Origin of the sequence: Microbacterium resistens, from assembly GCF_031456305.1 — a bacterium.
Classification (GTDB): Bacteria; Actinomycetota; Actinomycetes; order Actinomycetales; family Microbacteriaceae; genus Microbacterium; species Microbacterium resistens_A.
In genome coordinates, this window is sequence record NZ_JAVDUM010000002.1 from 287,765 (window position 1) to 304,301 (window position 16,537).

Here is a 16,537-nt window from a genome sequence, read left to right on the forward strand (position 1 = left end):
GCGACAACCTCAGTGTACGGGGATATTCACGGCCACCCCTTATGGGGAGCGGGAGGAGGCCGCTGTTAGGCTGTCCTAAGAAGGGCCTGTTAAAACGTGCTGGCCCCTTATGAGAGGACATGACTCAGATCATGGGATACATCAAGTCCGCCGCGCTGGAAGACAAGGGATTCGTCGTCCTGGACAGCTACAACCAGGAGCTCGACCCCAAGGAATGGCTCGACATCGAGTACGTCGACTGGAAGTCCTCGGGTGAGACGCGGTTCGCGCCGCTGGCCTCCGCCAAGGGTGAGATCGAGTGCAACGGCTTCTGGAACCACGAGCCGCCCCGCACCGACAAGGACGGCGTCTGGATCGACGAGCAGACCTCGAAGGCGCCGAACCTGACGCGTCGTGCGCAGGAGCCGGGTGCGAACGTCGGCCGCTGCCGGATCATCGAGCTGCAGCCGACCGCGTACGGCGACTGCCTGTACAACCTGCACCAGGACGACAACAACCGCTTGAACCCCGACGGCACCGGCTGGGTCGTTCGCGGCTTCTTCAACCTCACCGACGACAAGGACAGCTACTTCGTTCTCCGCGAGAACCGGACCGACCCGAGTGTCGAGTACCGCATCGCGCTGCCGGCCGGCGCGCAGCTGATCGTCGACACCCAGCGCCTGTGGCACGCCGCGACCCACAACGGCACGGAGCCGCGCTACTGCCTGATCACCTCGTGGACCTCGGGTCCCGAGCTGGACGCCTACATCGAGAAGTACAACGGCACCCAGGACGTGCCGAACTATGAGGTCTCGCAGGAGATCCTCGACGCCGGCTATGCCGAGCAGGCCCGTCGGGACGCTGCTCGCGCGGCGTACTACGCGGCCAAGGGGCAGCAGGAGAAGCTGGCGATGAGCGAGGCCTGATCCGCCGCATCGCTCATCGAGGGCCCCGGACGCACGCTGCGTCCGGGGCCCTCTGCGCGCCGGAGGGTCGCTGGGCGGGCCGAAGAGTTACACGCTTGTGATTTCGCGGCGGATCGGTGAGAATGGGCGCATAACCGCATAGGAATGCCGTGCTTCGCGCGTCAGGTCGTAAGGGAAGACGAACCTGATGAAACGGAGAGAACATGGCGACTGCACAAGCACGCGGGGTGGTGTACATCCACTCCGCGCCGCGCGCGCTCTGCCCCCACCTCGAGTGGGCGGTGGGTCGCGCTATCGGGCGAGCCGTCAGCTTCGAGTGGACGGATCAGCCCGTCCTCGACGGTGCCCGCCGGGCGGAGTTCTACTGGGACGGTCCCGCAGGAACCGGGGCTGCATTGGCGACCGCGATCCGGGGCTGGGAGCACCTGAGGTTCGAGGTGACCGAGGACCCGACGCCGCGCAGCGACGGCGGTCGCTGGCTGCACACGCCCAGCCTCGGCATCCACTACGCGCAGACCGACGTCGCGGGCAACATCGTCGTCGGCGAGGACCGCATCCGCTATGCGATGGAGATCGCGGCGGGAAGCGCGACGGAGCTCCAGCGGGAGCTGGACGTCGCGCTCGGCGCCGCCTGGGACGAGGAGCTGGAGCCGTTCCGGCACGCGAGCGACGACGCGCGGGTCGTCTGGCTGCACAAGGTCGGCTGATCGGCGCCGAGCCGACAGCCCACGAGCCAGGGGCGGGCGAGGCCCGACTACCGGGAGCCGGAGAGCAGGGACCCGGCGTCCGAGAAAGGGAATCGTCGCCCCGAAAGGAAATGAGGCCCCCGGGACATCCCGGGGGCCTCAAGGGTTTGAGAGGGGTCTCTCAGCCCTGATAGTCCCTGAACGCGACGACGGCGTTGTGCCCGCCGAATCCGAACGAGTTGCTGATCGCGAGCTGCGGGCCGTCGCCGAGCGGCTGCGGCTCCCCGGACAGCCGGAACGGCACCTCGGGGTCGCGCTCGGTGATGTTGATCGTCGGTGGAGCCACCCGATCGCGGAGCGCGAGGACCGTGAACACCGCTTCGAGCGCCCCCGTCCCGCCGAGAAGATGCCCGGTGGACGCCTTGGTGGCGGACACCGGGATCTCGGTGATCCGCTCGCCGAAGATCTGCTTGAGAGCGACGTACTCGTTGGGGTCCCCCACCGGAGTGGACGTGGCGTGCGCGTTGATGTGGGTCACCTCGTCGGGGCTCGCGCCGGCGACGCCGAGTGCGAGCTCGACGGCGCGTGCAGCCCCGTGTCCCTCGGGATCGTTGCCCGTGATGTGGTAGGAATCGGCCGTCACGCCGCCGCCGACGAGCTCCGCGTAGATCCGCGCGCCGCGGGCCTTGGCGTGCTCCTCGGTCTCCAGCACGAGAGCCGCGCCCCCCTCGCCCATGACGAAGCCGTCACGGTCGATGCTGCCGGGACGCGAGGCGTGCTCGGGATCGTCATTGCGGCGGGAGAGCGCCTGCGCGGACGCGAAGGAGGCCATCGTGATGGGGTGGATCGCGGACTCCGCGCCGCCGGCGATGACGATGTCGGCCAGGCCGTCCTGCAGATGATCGTAGGCGTTCGCGATCGACTCGGTGCTGGATGCGCAGGCGCTGACCACGGACCGTGCGAAGGCCTTCGCGCCGAACTGGAGCGAGAGGTTCCCGGCGCCGGCGTTCGGCATGAGCATCGGGACCGTGAGCGGCATGACCCGCCGCGGTCCCTTCTCGCGGAGCGTGTCCCAGGCGTCCAGCAGGGTCCAGAGGCCGCCGATGCCGGTGGCCCAGTCGATGCCGAGGCGCTCGGGGACGACCTCGGGGGCCCCGGCGTCCGCCCACGCCTCGCGAGCGGCGATCAGCGCGAACTGGACCGAGGGGTCCAGGCGCTTGGCCTCGTGGCGGGGGAGGACCTCTTCGGGACGCACGGACGCCTCGGCGGCGAACGTGACCGGGAGCTGGTAGGTCGAGACCCAGTCGTGGGTGAGCGTGCGCGTACCGGAGACGCCGGCGAGCAGGTTCGCCCAGTTGTCAGCCACGGTTCCGCCGAGGGCGGAGGTGGCGCCGACGCCGGTGACGACGATGCGCTTGGTCATGGGGTTCCTTGTCGGGGAGTCGGTGAGGGGCAGAATCGGAGGATGCCACGCCCCGCCGGGGCGGGGGTGGCATCCACGGGGGTCACTCCTGGCCGGCGACGATGAAGTTGACGGCGTCGGCGACGGTCTTCAGGTTCTTGACCTCGTCGTCCGGGATCGTCACGCTGAACTTCTCCTCGGCGTTGACGACGATCGTCATCATCGAGATCGAGTCGATGTCGAGGTCGTCGGTGAACGACTTCTCCAGAGCGACCTCGGAGGCGTCGATGCCGGTCTCGTCGGTGATGAGCTCAGCAAGGCCCGTGAGAACCTCGTCTTTGGTGAAAGCCATGGCTTTTCCTCTTTCTTGGGTGGTACTGGAACCGGAGAACAGTCTAGGGAAGGGCGAGGCGTCCTCAGGGGAGGACGACGACCTGCGCGCCGAACACCAGTCCGGCGCCGAACCCGATCTGTAGCGCGAGCCCGCCGCTGAGCTCGGGGTGCTCCTGCAGCAGGCGATGGGTGGCGAGCGGGATCGATGCCGCCGAGGTGTTGCCGGTCGTCTCGATGTCGCGCGCGATCACGGTGCTCTCGGGCAGCTCCAGCTGCTTGGCGAACTCGTCGATGATGCGCATGTTGGCCTGATGCGGGATGAAGGCGGCGAGATCGGAGGCCTGGACCCCCGCCTTCTCGAGCGCCTGACGGGCGACCTTCGCCATCTCCCAGACGGCCCAGCGGAACACGGCCGGACCCTGCTGACGGAGCGTCGGCCACTCGGCGCGACCATCGCGGAAGTCGGTGAGCGTCGCGTTCATCGAGATGAGGTCGGCCTTCGAGCCGTCCGAGCCCCAGACGGCGGGGCCGATGCCGGGAGTGTCGCTCGGTCCGACGACCACGGCGCCCGCGCCGTCGCCGAGGAGGAAGGAGATGCTCCGGTCGGTCGGGTCCACGACGTCCGAGAGCTTCTCGGCGCCGACCACGACGGCGTTGTGCGCCGCACCGGCGCGGATGAGCGCATCCGCCTGGGTCAGCGCGTAGGCGTATCCGGCACAGGCCGCGTTCATGTCGTAGGCGGCGGCGGGGTTGGCGCCGATCCGATCGGCGACGATCGCGGCGACCGACGGCGTCTGCCGGGGGTTGCTGATCGTCGCGATGATCACGAGGTCGATCTCGGAGGCCGGGATGCCGGACTTCTCGACGGCCTCCGCGGCGGCGGCGGCCGCGAGATCGATCGCGTCGGTCTCGGGGAGCGCGCGCGCCCGGGTGACGATGCCGGTGCGCTGCCGGATCCACTCGTCGCTGGAGTCGATCGCCTCGACGAGATCGTCGTTCGGCACGGCGTTCTCGCCGCGGGCGGCGCCGTAGGAGTAGATCCGCGTGTACGCGGGGCCGGAGGCCTGTGCGAGCGTGATCATGCTGCTGCTCCGTTCAGCAGCGCCACGGCCGCATCGAGGTCTTCAGGGGTCTTGACCGCCACCGTGGGGACGCCGCGCAGTCCGCGCTTGGCGAGCCCGGTGAGCGCGCCTGCGGGGGACAGCTCGATGAGGCCGGTGATGCCGTTCTCCGCGAACGAGGCCATGCACAGGTCCCAGCGGACGGGGGAGGAGACCTGGTTCACCAGCAGCTCCAGTGCCGTGGCGCCGTCGGTCACGATCGAGCCGTCCCTGTTGGTCCACAGCGTCACGTCGGGGTCGGCGGGGGTCAGATCGGTGACGGCGGCGCGGAGCGCATCGACGGCCGTTGCCATATAGGCGGTGTGGAAGGCCCCCGCGACGGCGAGCGGGATGACCCTGGTCCCCTTCAGGGGCTCGTCGGCGAGCGCACCGAGAGCCGGGAGGGCGCCGGCCGCGACGATCTGGCCGCCGCCGTTGTAGTTCGCCGGGGTCAGCCCGAGCTCCGAGAGCCGGGCGATGACGGCGTCCTGGTCACCGCCGACGACGGCGCTCATGCCGGTCGGGGTCTGCGCGGCCGCATCGGCCATCGCCCGTCCGCGGATCCCGACGAGCCGCATCGCGTCCTCCGCCTCGAGAACACCGGCGCCGACGAGGGCCCCGAGCTCGCCGACCGAGTGCCCGGCCACGCCGTCCGGGCGGCGTCCGGCCCTCTGCGCGAGCAGGTCGGCGGAGATCAGGGACGCGGCGACGATGAGGGGCTGCGCGATGCGCGTGTCGCGGATCGTGTCGGCGTCCGAGAGCGTGCCGTGCGCGACGAGATCGACACCGGCGGCCTCGGAGTAGGCGGCGAGGGTCTCGGCCACACCCTCGATCTCGAGCCAGGGGGCGAGGAAGCCGGGGGTCTGGGAGCCCTGTCCAGGGCAGGCGACGACGATCACCTGTCCAGTCTGCCAACGATCAGAGCAATCCGGTGGCACATTCCTCACAAGAATCGAGAGAACAGTTGTGAGTGGCGCACATCAGCCTGTCGAGACGACCGCGGATCAGCGCGGGCGACGGGGGTTCGGCCTGCGACGGATCGGCTCGGTGGTGCCGATCGAGCCCAGGACGAGAGCGGTCTGCAGGATGAACGCCTCGCGCGGCCCGGTCGCATCCCAGCCGATCACCTCGCTGACGCGCTTGAGGCGGTAGCGCACGGTGTTGGGGTGGACGAAGAGCTCGCGCGCGGTCGCTTCCAGCGAACGACCGTTGTCCAGATAGCTCCAGAGGGTCGTGATGAGATCCGTCGAATGCGCCTGCAGCGGCCGATAGATGCGGTCGAGGAGCGTCTGCTTGGCGAGGGGGTCGCCGGCGATCGCGCGCTCCGGGAGCAGGTCGTCGGCCTCGACGGGGCGCGGGGCGCTCCGCCAGGCCTTCGCGACGGCGAATCCGGCGAGAGCCGCTCTCGCGCTCTGACTGGCGTCGACGAGCGCCGTGACCTCGGGGCCGAGGACGACGTAGCCCGGTCCGAACGACGGCTCCAGAGCGCGGGCGATGTCCGTGAAGCTGAGCTCCTGCTCCTCGTCCTCCTGCGGGTTGCCGATCCGTGCGCGCCCGATGACCAGCACGAGGCGTGAGCCCTGCACGCCCACCAGCACATCGACGGAGAGCTTGCGCGCCGTGCGACGGACCTGGTCGATGTCGAACAGCTGCGGGGTGGTGCCGACGAGCACGCAGACCTCGCCGTGCCCGTGCCAGCCGAGCGCGGCGATCCGGCTGGGGAGCTCCTCGTCGGCCTCGCCGGTCAGGATCGAGTCGACGACCAGCGCCTCCAGCCGCGCGTCCCACAGGCCTCGCGCCTCGGCGGCGCGGGCATAGACGTCGGCGGCGGCGAACGCCACTTCGCGCGAGTAGAGGAGGATCGCCTCGCGCAGGTGCTCGCCCTTCCCCGCGACACGCTCCTCCGTGATCTCCACGGTGACCCGGATCAGTTGCAGGGTCTGTTGGAGGCTCACGCTCCGCAGCAGCTCCCGGGGCGCGGCGGCGAAGATGTCCGCCGCGATCCAGGGGGTGGACGTGGGGTCGTCGTACCACTGGATGAACGAGGTGATGCCGGCCTGCGCCACCAGTCCGACGGCGGACCGTCGGGCTGGTGGCATGTCGGCGTACCAGGTCAGAGAGTCATCGAGCCGCTGGAGGGTCGCTGTCGCGAGGTCTCCGGAGATGCGGCGCAACCAGGTGAGCGTCTCCGACTTGCTCATCGATGGGGACGAAGAGGGCACGGTCGGGTCAGCTCTCCCCGCCCGCGTTCCCGCTCGTGCCGGAGTTCACGTCGTGCAAGGCGTACTTCTCGATCGCCTGGCCGACGAGCGCGCGGTCGACCTTCCCCTCATCGGCCAGCGCCTGGAGCGTCCGGACGACGATCGACGGACCGTCGATCTTGAAGAACCGGCGAGCCGCTGCGCGCGTGTCGGAGAACCCGAAGCCGTCGGCGCCGAGCGTGTAGTAGCGCTGCGGGATCCACGGGCGGATCTGGTCCTGCACGGCGTTCATGAAGTCGCTGACGGCGACGACGGGGCCGTCGGAGCCCTTCAGCTTCTCCGTCAGGTATGCGACGCGCGGCTCTGCCTCGGGGTGGAGGAAGTTGTGCTCGTCGACAGCCAGTCCGTCGCGACGGAGCTCGGTCCAGGAGGTCACCGACCAGACGTCCGCGGCGATGCCCCAGTCGTCCTTGAGGAGCTGCTGCGCCTCGTGGGCCCAGGGGAGACCGACACCGGAGGCGAGGATCTGCGTGCGAAGGCCGTCGCCGACGCCCTCGGAGACCCGGTGGATGCCGCGGACGATGCCGTCCACATCGACGCCCTCGGGCTCTGCCGGCTGGATCAGCGGCTCGTTGTACACGGTGACGTAGTACATGACGTTCGGGTCGGGGTGCTGCCCGCCGTACATGCGATCCAGGCCCGAGCGGACGATGTGGGCGATCTCGTACCCGTATGCGGGGTCGTAGGAGACCGTCGCCGGGTTGGTCGCTGCGAGGAGGTGCGAGTGCCCGTCGGCGTGCTGGAGGCCCTCGCCGGTCAGCGTCGTGCGCCCGGCCGTGGCTCCGATGATGAAGCCGCGTGCCATCTGGTCGCCCGCCGCCCACTGGGCATCGCCGGTGCGCTGGAACCCGAACATCGAGTAGAAGATGTAGATCGGGATGAGCGGCTCGCCGTGCGTCGCGTAGGAGGTCCCGGCGGCCGTGAAGGCCGCGAGCGCGCCCGCCTCGTTGATGCCGACGTGGACGATCTGGCCCTGCGGGCTCTCCTTGTAGGCGAGCAGCAGCTCCCGGTCGACCGAGGTGTAGTGCTGGCCGTTCGGGTTGTAGATCTTCGCCGTCGGGAAGTAGGCGTCCATGCCGAAGGTGCGCGCCTCGTCGGGGATGATCGGGACGATGCGGTGCCCGAAGTCCTTGGAGCGGAGCAGGTCCTTGAGCAGTCGCACGAAGGCCATCGTCGTGGCGATCTCCTGCGTGCCGGACCCCTTCTTGGGGAGCGCGTATGCGGTGTCGTCCGGAAGGGAAAGGCCGACGTGGGTCGTGCGTCGCTCGGGCAGGAATCCGCCGAGGTTCTTCCGGCGCTCCAGCATGTACTGGATCGTCTCGTCCTGCGGTCCCGGGTTGTAGTACGGGGGCAGGTAGGGGTTCTCCTCGAGCTGCGCGTCGGCGATCGGGATGTGCATCGCGTCGCGGAAGGTCTTGAGGTTCTCCAGCGTCATCTTCTTCATCTGGTGCGTCGCGTTGCGCCCCTCGAAGTGCGGACCGAGGCCGTAGCCCTTGACGGTCTTGGCGAGGATCACCGTGGGCTGGCCCTTGTGCTCGACGGCGGCCTTGAACGCCGCGTAGACCTTCCGGTAGTCGTGACCACCGCGCTTGAGGTTCCAGACCTGCTCGTCCGAGTAGTCCTGGACCAGGGCCGCCGCGCGCTCGTCGCGCCCGAAGAAGTGCTCGCGGACGTACGCGCCGGACTCGGCCTTGTACGTCTGGTAGTCGCCGTCCGGGGTGACGTTCATGATGTTCAGCAGCGCGCCGTCGGTGTCGCGGGCGAGGAGGTCGTCCCACTCGCGGCCCCAGATCACCTTGATGACGTTCCAGCCGGCGCCGCGGAAGTACGACTCCAGCTCCTGGATGATCTTGCCGTTGCCGCGGACCGGGCCGTCGAGGCGCTGGAGGTTGCAGTTGATCACGAAGGTCAGGTTGTCCAGGCCCTCGTTGGCGGCGACCTGCAGCTGGCCGCGGCTCTCGATCTCGTCCATCTCGCCGTCGCCGAGGAACGCCCAGACATGCGAGCCCGAGGTGTCCTTGATGCCGCGGTTCTCGATGTACTTGTTCGACATCGCCTGGTAGATCGCGTTGATCGGGCCGAGGCCCATCGAGACGGTCGGGAACTGCCAGTACTCCGGCATCAGACGGGGGTGCGGGTAGGACGGGATCCCGAACGGCGCCTGCGACTGCTCCTGACGGAAGCCGTCGAGGTTCTTCTCGGTCAGACGGCCCTCGAGGAAGGAACGGGCGTAGATGCCGGGGGAGGCGTGGCCCTGGATGAAGACCTGGTCCGCGCCGCCCTCCGCGTCCGCGGCGCGGAAGAAGTGGTTGAAGCCGACCTCGTACAGCGCTGCGGAGGAGGCGTAGGTCGAGATGTGGCCGCCGACGCCGATGCCGGGGCGCTGCGCACGGTGGACCGTGATCGCGGCGTTCCAGCGGATCCAGGCGCGGTAGCGGCGCTCGATCTCCTCGTCGCCGGGGAACTCGGGCTCGTTCTCCGGGGCGATGGTGTTGATGTAGTCCGTGGTGGGAACCATCGGCACACCCAGGTGGAGCTCCTTGGAGCGCTTGAGCAGGCTGAGCATGATCTCTCGGCCGCGCCCGTGGCCCTTGGCCTCGACCAGCTCGTCCAGGGACTGCTGCCACTCGCCGGTCTCTTCCGGGTCGCTGTCGAGCGGGCCCTGCGAGTACGGATCCTGATCGTGAACGGTCACGTGGAGCCTTTCGTCTGTATGGCAGTTCATGCCATGGAAACGGGATGCCACGCGGGGGAGCCTTGTCGGTTCCGCACAGCGCGCGCCGACCTCAGCCTATCCCTGTTCCGGCGTTCCGGTGCGAGGACTGTGGACGGCGGGGGAGCCAGCAGGAGACCCGGTCTCGGTAGGCGCGGAACTCGGATCCGAACCGCTCCTCGAGATCGGCCTCCTCCAACGGCCGGACCAGTGTGTTCCAGAGCAGGGAGCCGCCGAGCGCGTAGAGGACGACCAGCCAGGATCCGGCGATCATTCCGACCGCGATGCCCTGTGCGATCCCGCCGACCGCCATCGGGTTCCGCACGTAGCGGTAGGGCCCGGCGATCACCAGACGGCGGGGCATCGCGGACGGCAGCGGCGTGCCCTCGCCCTGGACCGACATCGACGCGGCCGACCACATCGAGAGCGCGAACGCGGCGATGAGGAGGCCGCCGCCGGCGATGCGCACACCGATCGGGACGCTGACGTGCAGTCCCCATCGGAGCTCCAGGAACAGGATGATCGCGGGAAGCAGGACGAGGAACAGCCCGGAGAACACGAGGATCTGCGCGCCGGTCCTGGACAGCAGGGACCGTGTGCGCGACGGCCCGGCCGGCCGGAAGCGGAAGGGGCCGACCAGAAGCCATTCCGAGGGGACGCGTCCGACCAGGACGAGGACCCCTGCGCCCACCGAGCCGATCGCGGCCGCGATCATCAGCAGGGCGCCCCAACCGGCGGTCCCCGTAAGGGTCGCGTACAGCGCCATGCCGGCGGCGACGAGGATCGTCCACGGGACGGTAACCCAGACCGCGGCCCTGATACCGAAGCCGACCAGGGCCGATCCGAGGACGAACAGGGGGATGTCCAGGGCGGCGATCACCGGGGCATCGAGCGTGCCGAGGGTCGCCGTCCGGACTGCGGGGATGGTGAAGACGCCGATCCACCACGCGGCACCGGCCAGCGCCTGGAGCGCGAAGTAGACGCGTCCCCAGGTCGGGGTGGCCCTCTCGATCAGCGTCGCCGGTCGCCGGGCTCCCTCCATGATCGTCAGTCTAGGCCGCGCATATGCCGGGACGGTGCTCGCTAGACTGGACGATCGCGGGCCTTTAGCTCAGTTGGTTAGAGCATCTGGTTTACACCCAGAGGGTCGGGGGTTCGAGTCCCTCAGGGCCCACCGCAGCGTCGTCCCATGCGGCGGGAGGTTCCCCGCTCGGCGGGTGTCTCCCGTCCGATTCTCCCGCCAGGCGGGGAATCGTCATGCAGGTTCGCCCGGGTCATCCAGCGTCGTCCCGGCCTGTTCCCTTGCCGTCGCTCTCCTCCGTCTCCCTCTCGGCGGCATCGTAGAGATCCTGCGCCGTGACGGGGCTGTTCGGGTCGACCAGTGCGTCCCAGAGGTCGGTGGGATCGGGTTCATAGGCATCGAGGATCCGCCGCATGACATCCGCGGGGATCCCTCGTCCTGCTCCGTCGGTCAGATAGGCGAGGTCCGAGGGATCCAGCTTTGACCACCATCCGTCGAGATCCACTCCGCCTCTATTCGTGTCGCGTCTCCGCCGGTCTACGGCGTGTTTCCTGCGTTCGACCGTAGACCCGGATGGCTCGGCAGGCCAGCCCTGTCAGAGAACATCGGATGCACGGAGGCGATCAGACCGTGTGCGTCGCCTACGTCCGTGAGACGGTGAACAGGCCCGGACGTTACGCGAGAACGGGGTGCGGCATGCGTCGGAGACCTAGCGCCCGTCGGGCGTCGGGCGGTGGTGCACGTACTCGACGACGGTGCCGTCGGGGTGCACGGCGTTGAATCCCGCGCCGGTGGGGACCTGCTGCAACGGGAAGATGATCTCGGCGCCCGCGGCGACGAGCTTGTCGTAGTACGGCTGGACATCGTCGACGAGAAGCGTTCCGGTGGTCGAGCGGAAGGGTGCCAGCGCCTCGTCGTCGCCCTCGATGATGAGGAAGGCGCCCACCATCGCGAGACGGAGCCGCGCATCGGGGAACGGGAACCAGACATCCGCGTCCACGCCTTGGAGATCCTCGTAGAAGGAGATCCGTTCCTCCAGCGTCCCCGGGGGCGTGAAGACCCGGATCATGACGCGGGGCGGCTTTCCCTCGGTGCTGGTCTGGTCCCGCCAGAAGTCGTCGGCGTCCTTCCCGAGAGGCCGCACATCCTTGTCTTCGCGGGCGAAGTCGTCCATGACCGGGCCAACCGACGTCGCGCGCCGGCTATTCCGCTGGGGCGTCATCGGTCGAATCGGGCGCCGCTCGTCCTGGACGGTCGCAGGGCGAGGAGGGCGAGGGCCACTGTCCCTATGAAGGGAACGAGGCCCAGGAGGGCAAGCGGCCCCGGCATGTCCGCATCGTGCATGCGTCTCCAGGCCAGAGCCAGCGACGGGAGCGCGGTGGCGCCGAAGATCAGCAGCGCGAGGAGACCGCCGGTGAAGAGCAGAGGCACCGCGTCGGGCGCGTCGGCGACGCGCAGACCGTCTTCGGCGAGCGTCAGGAAGAGCCCGCCCCCGATGAGCGCTACGGGCACGAGACCGAGAGGGACCAGGAGGAGTGCGATCCACCAGAACTCGCTGCGGGACGCACGGCCGGTGAACGTGGCGTATCTCTCGATGCACCGGGAGACCGCCTGCCCGGGTCGTGCCCCGGGCAGAGGGTGGGAAGGCAGGCCGAGGTGGTGATCGTCATCGGCGCGGGACAGGCTCTGGGCCGTCACCGGCGATCGGTCGAGGGGTGGGGGAATCGTCATGGGGGCTTTCCGATCGAGAGCGATCGTGCGTTCGCACGCGATCGCGATGCATCTCTACGAGAGAGCCGATGCGGAGCCGTCTATTACGCGTGCGATCGGACCTATTACGCGTGCAATCGGACGAAAGTCGAGATCGAGGCCGGAGTGGCGGGGCATCCGTGGTGTTCATTGATGTTCAGCGCGGGTGGGCGAGGGCGCTGGGCGTCAGGCGGCCGACGATCGCCGGTGCCTGCTGAAGCAGCGCGTCGTCGGTGAGCGCCTCGATCATGAACAGCGCGAAATCGGTGCGACGGGTGCGATTGCTCGCGAGGACCGGATCGCCGACATGGGCGGTCCACACCGGCAGGCCTTCGCTCTCGCCCTCTTCCAGATCGCTCGCGCGGACGAGGGTCCAGCGGCGATCGCTGGCGTAGATCCGGCGGGCGGCCTCGATCTGGTCCTCAACGTCGATCACCCGGAGTGCGCGTGCGATCCGGGAGATGAGGATCATCGACATCCGGTTCGCCCTGGTGTAGCGATCATGGTCGTCGCGGGGGACGTGCCAGCCGCAGGAGAAGACGAGACGCGCATCCGCGTCGGCGTGGTCGAGCACGGCCTGCGCCGTCCCGGAGGAGTACCCGTGGACGCCCCACGGGACGAGGACCGTGAGCACTCCGGTGCACCCGGCGACTGCGCGACGGATGACCGTCGGGTCGTTCGTGTCACCGGGGACGATCGTGATCCGATCCGCGTAACGGGCGAGCTTGTCGACGCTCCGTGCACGGCAGACGGCGACGACCTCCCATCCGCGATCCAACGCCTGTCCCACCAGATGCTGGCCGAGCTTCCCCGACGCGCCGATGATGCAGATCCGCTCGATGGCCATGTCTTCTCCTCGTTTCCGTTTACTTACAGTGTAAGTAAACGTAGGCTTGCGACGTTCGCGGAGTCAAGCGTGAGGAACGGGCAGATGAGCAGAGCGACCCCATCGGCCGGATCGTCGCGGCGTGAGCCGTTGAGCCGGCCCCGCGTCGTCGGGGCGGCGGTGGGCATCGCCGACGAGTCGGGCCTGACCGGCGTCACGATGCGGGCCGTCGCCGCGGTGCTGAGCGTCGAGGCGATGTCGCTGTACAACTACGTGACAGGGCGGGACGATCTCCTGGACGGAATGGTCGACGCCGTGTTCGCGGAGATCGCACTGCCCGACCCGAATCTCTCGTGGCGAGAGGCGATCCGTGGGCGGGCCGTCTCCGCGCACGAAGCGTTGCGACGTCATCCCTGGGCCATCGGGCTCCTCGACTCGCGGCGGCGATCGGGGCCGGCGACCTACCGCCACCACGACGCGGTTCTGAGCACTCTCCGCGCGGCGGGGTTCACGGTGGCGATGGCGGTGCATGCGGTGTCGGCGATCGACAGCTACGTCTATGGATACGCGCTCCAGGAGAGGAGCCTTCCGGTGGGCGAGGCGGAGAGCCTCCAGGATCTTGCCCGGAGCGTGCTCGAAGACCTGTCGACGGGGGAGTACCCGCACCTGGCGGAAGTGGCGGCTGCGCGCGCTGCGAGCAGCGAGGAGGAGCTGGACGACGAGTTCCGATTCGGGCTTGACCTCATCCTCGACGGGCTCGACCTCCTGAGCCGGACGGTGTGACGGCGGGCTTCCCTCGCGGCGTTCTCGCCGCACCCGCTCCCTCCCTCGCCGACAGGCTCGGGCCGCAGCGGGGCGGGGCGGGCGGTCAGCGGTCGCGGACCCGCTCCGGGCGCAGGTCGAGGCGACGCAGGAGCTGGGCGTTGAGCGCGACCACGACCGTCGAGATCGACATCAGGACCGCGCCGATCGACATCGGCAGCAGGAAGCCGATGGGTGCGAGCACGCCGGCGGCCAGCGGCACGGCGGCGAGGTTGTACCCCGCGGCCCACCACAGGTTCTGCGTCATCTTCCGATAGGCGGCGTGGGACAGCTCGATCGTCGAGATCACCGAACGGGGATCGTCGCTGGCGAGGATCACCCCGGCGGAGCCGATGGCGACGTCGGTTCCCGCCCCGATCGCGATGCCGACATCGGCGCGGGCGAGCGCAGGCGCGTCGTTCACCCCGTCGCCGACCATCGCGACGGTCCTGCCCTCGGCCTGGAGCTCGGCGACCCGCGCCGACTTGTCCTCGGGGCGGACTCCGGCGAAGAAGCGCGTGATGCCGAGCTCCTTCGCCACGGACGCCGCGACGGCCTCCGCGTCGCCGGTGATCATGACCACGGCGATCCCGCGGCGCTGCAGCGCGCCCACCGCCGCGCGGGACTCCTCGCGGATCGCGTCGGCGAGCCGCAGTGCGCCCGCCAGCCGGCCATCGACGAGTACGTGCAGGATGATGGCGCCCTCGGTCCGCCAGGTCGCGGCGATCGGAGACTCGTCGACCCCTGTCCGTTCGAGAAGGGCCGGTCCGCCGACCTCGACGACTCGGCCGTCGAGCACGGCGCGGACGCCGAGAGCGGGCTCCGATCGGAAGTCGGCGACAGGGCTGCGGCGGATGTCGCGGGCGCCGGCCGCCGTGACGATCGCAGCGGCGAGCGGATGCTCGGAATCGGCCTCGGCCGATGCCGCCAGGCGCAGGACCTCGTCCTCGGAGAATCCCGCGGCGGGGGCGACGGCGGTGACGGCGGGGGATCCCTCGGTCAGGGTTCCCGTCTTGTCGAACAGCACGGCGTCGACCTTCCGCATCCGCTCCAGCGCCATGCGGTCCTTGACGAGGATCCCCGCGCGGGCGGCGCGTTCGGTGGCGATGGACACGACGAGCGGGATCGCGAGCCCCAGCGCGTGCGGGCAGGCGATCACAAGGACGGTGATCGCGCGGACGACGGCGGCATCGGGCATGCCGAAGGCCGTCCAGGCGATGGCGGTGACGACGCCCGCGATCAGCGCGAACCAGAAGAGCCATCCGGCGGCTCGATCGGCGAGGCGCTGAGCGTGCGAGGACGAGTTCTGGGCCTCCGCGACCAGCCGGCCGATCCCGGCGAGTGCGGTGTCGTCGCCGACGGCGGTCACCCGCGCCCGCAGGCCGGAGTCGGTGGCCACGGTGCCCGCGATCACGGCGTCGCCGACATCGCGGCGCACCGGGCGGGACTCGCCGGTGATCATCGACTCGTCCATGTCGGCCGAGCCGCTCTCGACGATCGCGTCGGCCGGAACCCGCCCGCCGGGGCGGACGAGGACGACGTCGCCCACGCGGAGGTCCGACGGCGTGACGACGCGGACGTCCTCGCCGTCCACGAGCTCGGCCTCGTCCGGGATGAGGGCGGCGAGCGAATCGAGCGCGGAGGTGGTCTGAGCGAGGGAGCGCATCTCGATCCAGTGGCCCAGCAGCATGATCACGACCAGCAGGGCGAGCTCCCACCAGAAGTCGAGCTCGTGGTGCAGGACGCCCAGTGTGGCGCCCCAGGAGGCGACGAAGGCGACCGTGATCGCCAGAGCGATGAGCAGCATCATCCCCGGGCGCCGCGCCTTGAGCTCGTCGACGGCGCCCACGAGGAACGGGCGCCCGCCCCAGAGGAACACGACGGTGCCGAGGACCGGGGAGATCCACGAGAAGACCGGGCCCTCGGGAAGGCCGTATCCGAGGAGCATCGCGAACATCGGCGAGAAGGCGACCACCGGGATCGCGAGCACCAGCATGATCCAGAAGAGACGACGGAACTGTCCGACGTGATCGGCATGACCTGCATGCCCCGCGTGGCCGGAATCGCCATGGTGGCCGGCGTGGTCGCCGTGCTTCTCGGAGGAGGAGCCATGCTCACCGTGCGCCCCGTGGTCCGAGGGCGCGTCGGGCATGCCGGACGCGCGGGCGGTCGGCGAATGATCCATGTGCTCGTGCTCGTGCGCGACGGGCTCGGTCCTGGGGTGCTGGTCCATGATGGCCTCAACCATATACCCCGGGAGGGTATTCCCCTCCGAGCGCGCGTCCACTCGATATCGTTGTCATGACGCGGAGGAGGCCCGATGGACGAGAAGCGACGGCGTTGCCCGTGCGGCACGGGTGACCTCTTCGCATCGTGCTGCGGGCCGATCCTCGGCGGTCGGCCGGCCCCGACCGCCGAACGGCTCATGCGCTCGCGATACACCGCCTTCGCCCGACGGGACGAGGCCTATCTGCTCCGCTCCTGGCACCCGTCGACGCGGCCGTCCTCGCTCGACCTGGATGACGGCGTTCGCTGGCTCGGACTCGAGATCCTCGGTACGGAGGCCGGTGGCCCGTTCGACAGGGAAGGGGTCGTCTCCTTCATCGCGAGGTATCGGGACGGTGCGGAGCGGGGAGCGCTCCACGAGGTCAGCCGATTCACGCGCGAGGGGCGGGAATGGCGCTATCTCGACGGCGTGACCGGCTGAGGCGTCGCTGTCGGGCAGGCGACGCGGGTTCCT

16 protein-coding genes and 1 tRNA gene are annotated in these 16,537 nt (G+C 69.5%); 5 read left to right on the forward strand and 12 right to left on the reverse strand.

Translation table 11 applies throughout. From position 1 onward, the window contains the following. The first annotated feature begins 131 nt into the window (after positions 1–131). Positions 132–905: a hypothetical protein gene (locus tag J2Y69_RS03440; protein ID WP_310017769.1), complete on the forward strand. Its 774-nt coding sequence runs from the start codon at positions 132–134 to the stop codon at positions 903–905. A 203-nt stretch (positions 906–1,108) separates the two neighbouring features. Beyond that, entirely contained in the window at positions 1,109–1,612 is a 504-nt protein-coding gene (locus J2Y69_RS03445; RefSeq protein ID WP_310017560.1) for a DUF3145 domain-containing protein, read from the forward strand. Between the two features lie 160 nt (positions 1,613–1,772). On the opposite strand, the gene J2Y69_RS03450 is transcribed toward J2Y69_RS03445, so the two are convergent. The 7 genes from J2Y69_RS03450 to J2Y69_RS03480 all read right to left on the reverse strand — a co-directional run bounded on the left by J2Y69_RS03450 (position 1,773) and on the right by J2Y69_RS03480 (position 10,442). Further along, positions 1,773–3,014, reverse strand: a complete 1,242-nt coding sequence (locus tag J2Y69_RS03450; protein WP_310017562.1) for a beta-ketoacyl-[acyl-carrier-protein] synthase family protein — start codon at positions 3,012–3,014, stop codon at positions 1,773–1,775. 82 nt (positions 3,015–3,096) lie between these two features. Further along, positions 3,097–3,345, reverse strand: a complete 249-nt coding sequence (locus tag J2Y69_RS03455) for an acyl carrier protein (protein ID WP_310017565.1) — start codon at positions 3,343–3,345, stop codon at positions 3,097–3,099. Between the two features lie 64 nt (positions 3,346–3,409). Continuing rightward, complete coding sequence (locus tag J2Y69_RS03460) at positions 3,410–4,408, reverse strand: beta-ketoacyl-ACP synthase III (RefSeq protein ID WP_310017566.1); 999 nt, start codon at positions 4,406–4,408, stop codon at positions 3,410–3,412. Further along, positions 4,405–5,325, reverse strand: a complete 921-nt coding sequence (locus J2Y69_RS03465; protein WP_310017568.1) for an ACP S-malonyltransferase — start codon at positions 5,323–5,325, stop codon at positions 4,405–4,407. Before J2Y69_RS03465 ends, J2Y69_RS03460 begins: the two co-directional genes overlap by 4 nt. 105 nt (positions 5,326–5,430) lie before the next feature. After that, complete coding sequence (locus tag J2Y69_RS03470; protein ID WP_310017569.1) at positions 5,431–6,627, reverse strand: PucR family transcriptional regulator; 1,197 nt, start codon at positions 6,625–6,627, stop codon at positions 5,431–5,433. Positions 6,628–6,655: 28 nt separating this feature from the next. After that, positions 6,656–9,382 (reverse strand): pyruvate dehydrogenase (acetyl-transferring), homodimeric type, encoded by a 2,727-nt coding sequence (aceE, locus tag J2Y69_RS03475; RefSeq protein WP_310017572.1) that lies wholly within the window; start codon positions 9,380–9,382, stop codon positions 6,656–6,658. A gap of 91 nt (positions 9,383–9,473) precedes the next feature. Further along, positions 9,474–10,442 carry an isoprenylcysteine carboxylmethyltransferase family protein gene (locus J2Y69_RS03480; protein WP_310017574.1) on the reverse strand — a complete coding sequence of 323 codons (969 nt, stop codon included), beginning with the start codon at positions 10,440–10,442 and terminating at the stop codon, positions 9,474–9,476. 58 nt (positions 10,443–10,500) lie between these two features. Here J2Y69_RS03480 and J2Y69_RS03485 point away from each other — a divergent pair. Further along, positions 10,501–10,574, forward strand: a tRNA-Val gene (locus tag J2Y69_RS03485). A 100-nt stretch (positions 10,575–10,674) separates the two neighbouring features. Here J2Y69_RS03485 and J2Y69_RS03490 read toward each other — a convergent pair. The 4 genes from J2Y69_RS03490 to J2Y69_RS03505 all read right to left on the reverse strand — a co-directional run bounded on the left by J2Y69_RS03490 (position 10,675) and on the right by J2Y69_RS03505 (position 13,017). After that, positions 10,675–10,926 carry a hypothetical protein gene (locus tag J2Y69_RS03490; protein WP_310017576.1) on the reverse strand — a complete coding sequence of 84 codons (252 nt, stop codon included), beginning with the start codon at positions 10,924–10,926 and terminating at the stop codon, positions 10,675–10,677. Between the two features lie 204 nt (positions 10,927–11,130). Beyond that, on the reverse strand, positions 11,131–11,595 hold the full coding sequence (locus J2Y69_RS03495) for a hypothetical protein (protein WP_310017578.1): 465 nt from the start codon (positions 11,593–11,595) through the stop codon (positions 11,131–11,133). A gap of 44 nt (positions 11,596–11,639) precedes the next feature. After that, positions 11,640–12,152 (reverse strand): DUF805 domain-containing protein, encoded by a 513-nt coding sequence (locus J2Y69_RS03500; protein WP_310017580.1) that lies wholly within the window; start codon positions 12,150–12,152, stop codon positions 11,640–11,642. A 175-nt stretch (positions 12,153–12,327) separates the two neighbouring features. After that, entirely contained in the window at positions 12,328–13,017 is a 690-nt protein-coding gene (locus J2Y69_RS03505) for an NAD(P)-dependent oxidoreductase (protein WP_310017583.1), read from the reverse strand. 84 nt (positions 13,018–13,101) lie between these two features. Between J2Y69_RS03505 and J2Y69_RS03510 the strand changes: the two genes are divergently transcribed. Then, complete coding sequence (locus J2Y69_RS03510) at positions 13,102–13,779, forward strand: TetR/AcrR family transcriptional regulator (RefSeq protein WP_310017585.1); 678 nt, start codon at positions 13,102–13,104, stop codon at positions 13,777–13,779. Positions 13,780–13,864: 85 nt separating this feature from the next. Here the strand turns inward: J2Y69_RS03510 and J2Y69_RS03515 are convergent, their stop codons facing one another. Further along, positions 13,865–16,045 (reverse strand): heavy metal translocating P-type ATPase, encoded by a 2,181-nt coding sequence (locus J2Y69_RS03515; protein ID WP_396653028.1) that lies wholly within the window; start codon positions 16,043–16,045, stop codon positions 13,865–13,867. A 72-nt stretch (positions 16,046–16,117) separates the two neighbouring features. Here J2Y69_RS03515 and J2Y69_RS03520 point away from each other — a divergent pair, with 72 nt between their 5' ends. After that, positions 16,118–16,504 (forward strand): YchJ family protein, encoded by a 387-nt coding sequence (locus J2Y69_RS03520; RefSeq protein ID WP_310017586.1) that lies wholly within the window; start codon positions 16,118–16,120, stop codon positions 16,502–16,504. Positions 16,505–16,537 lie beyond the last annotated feature (33 nt).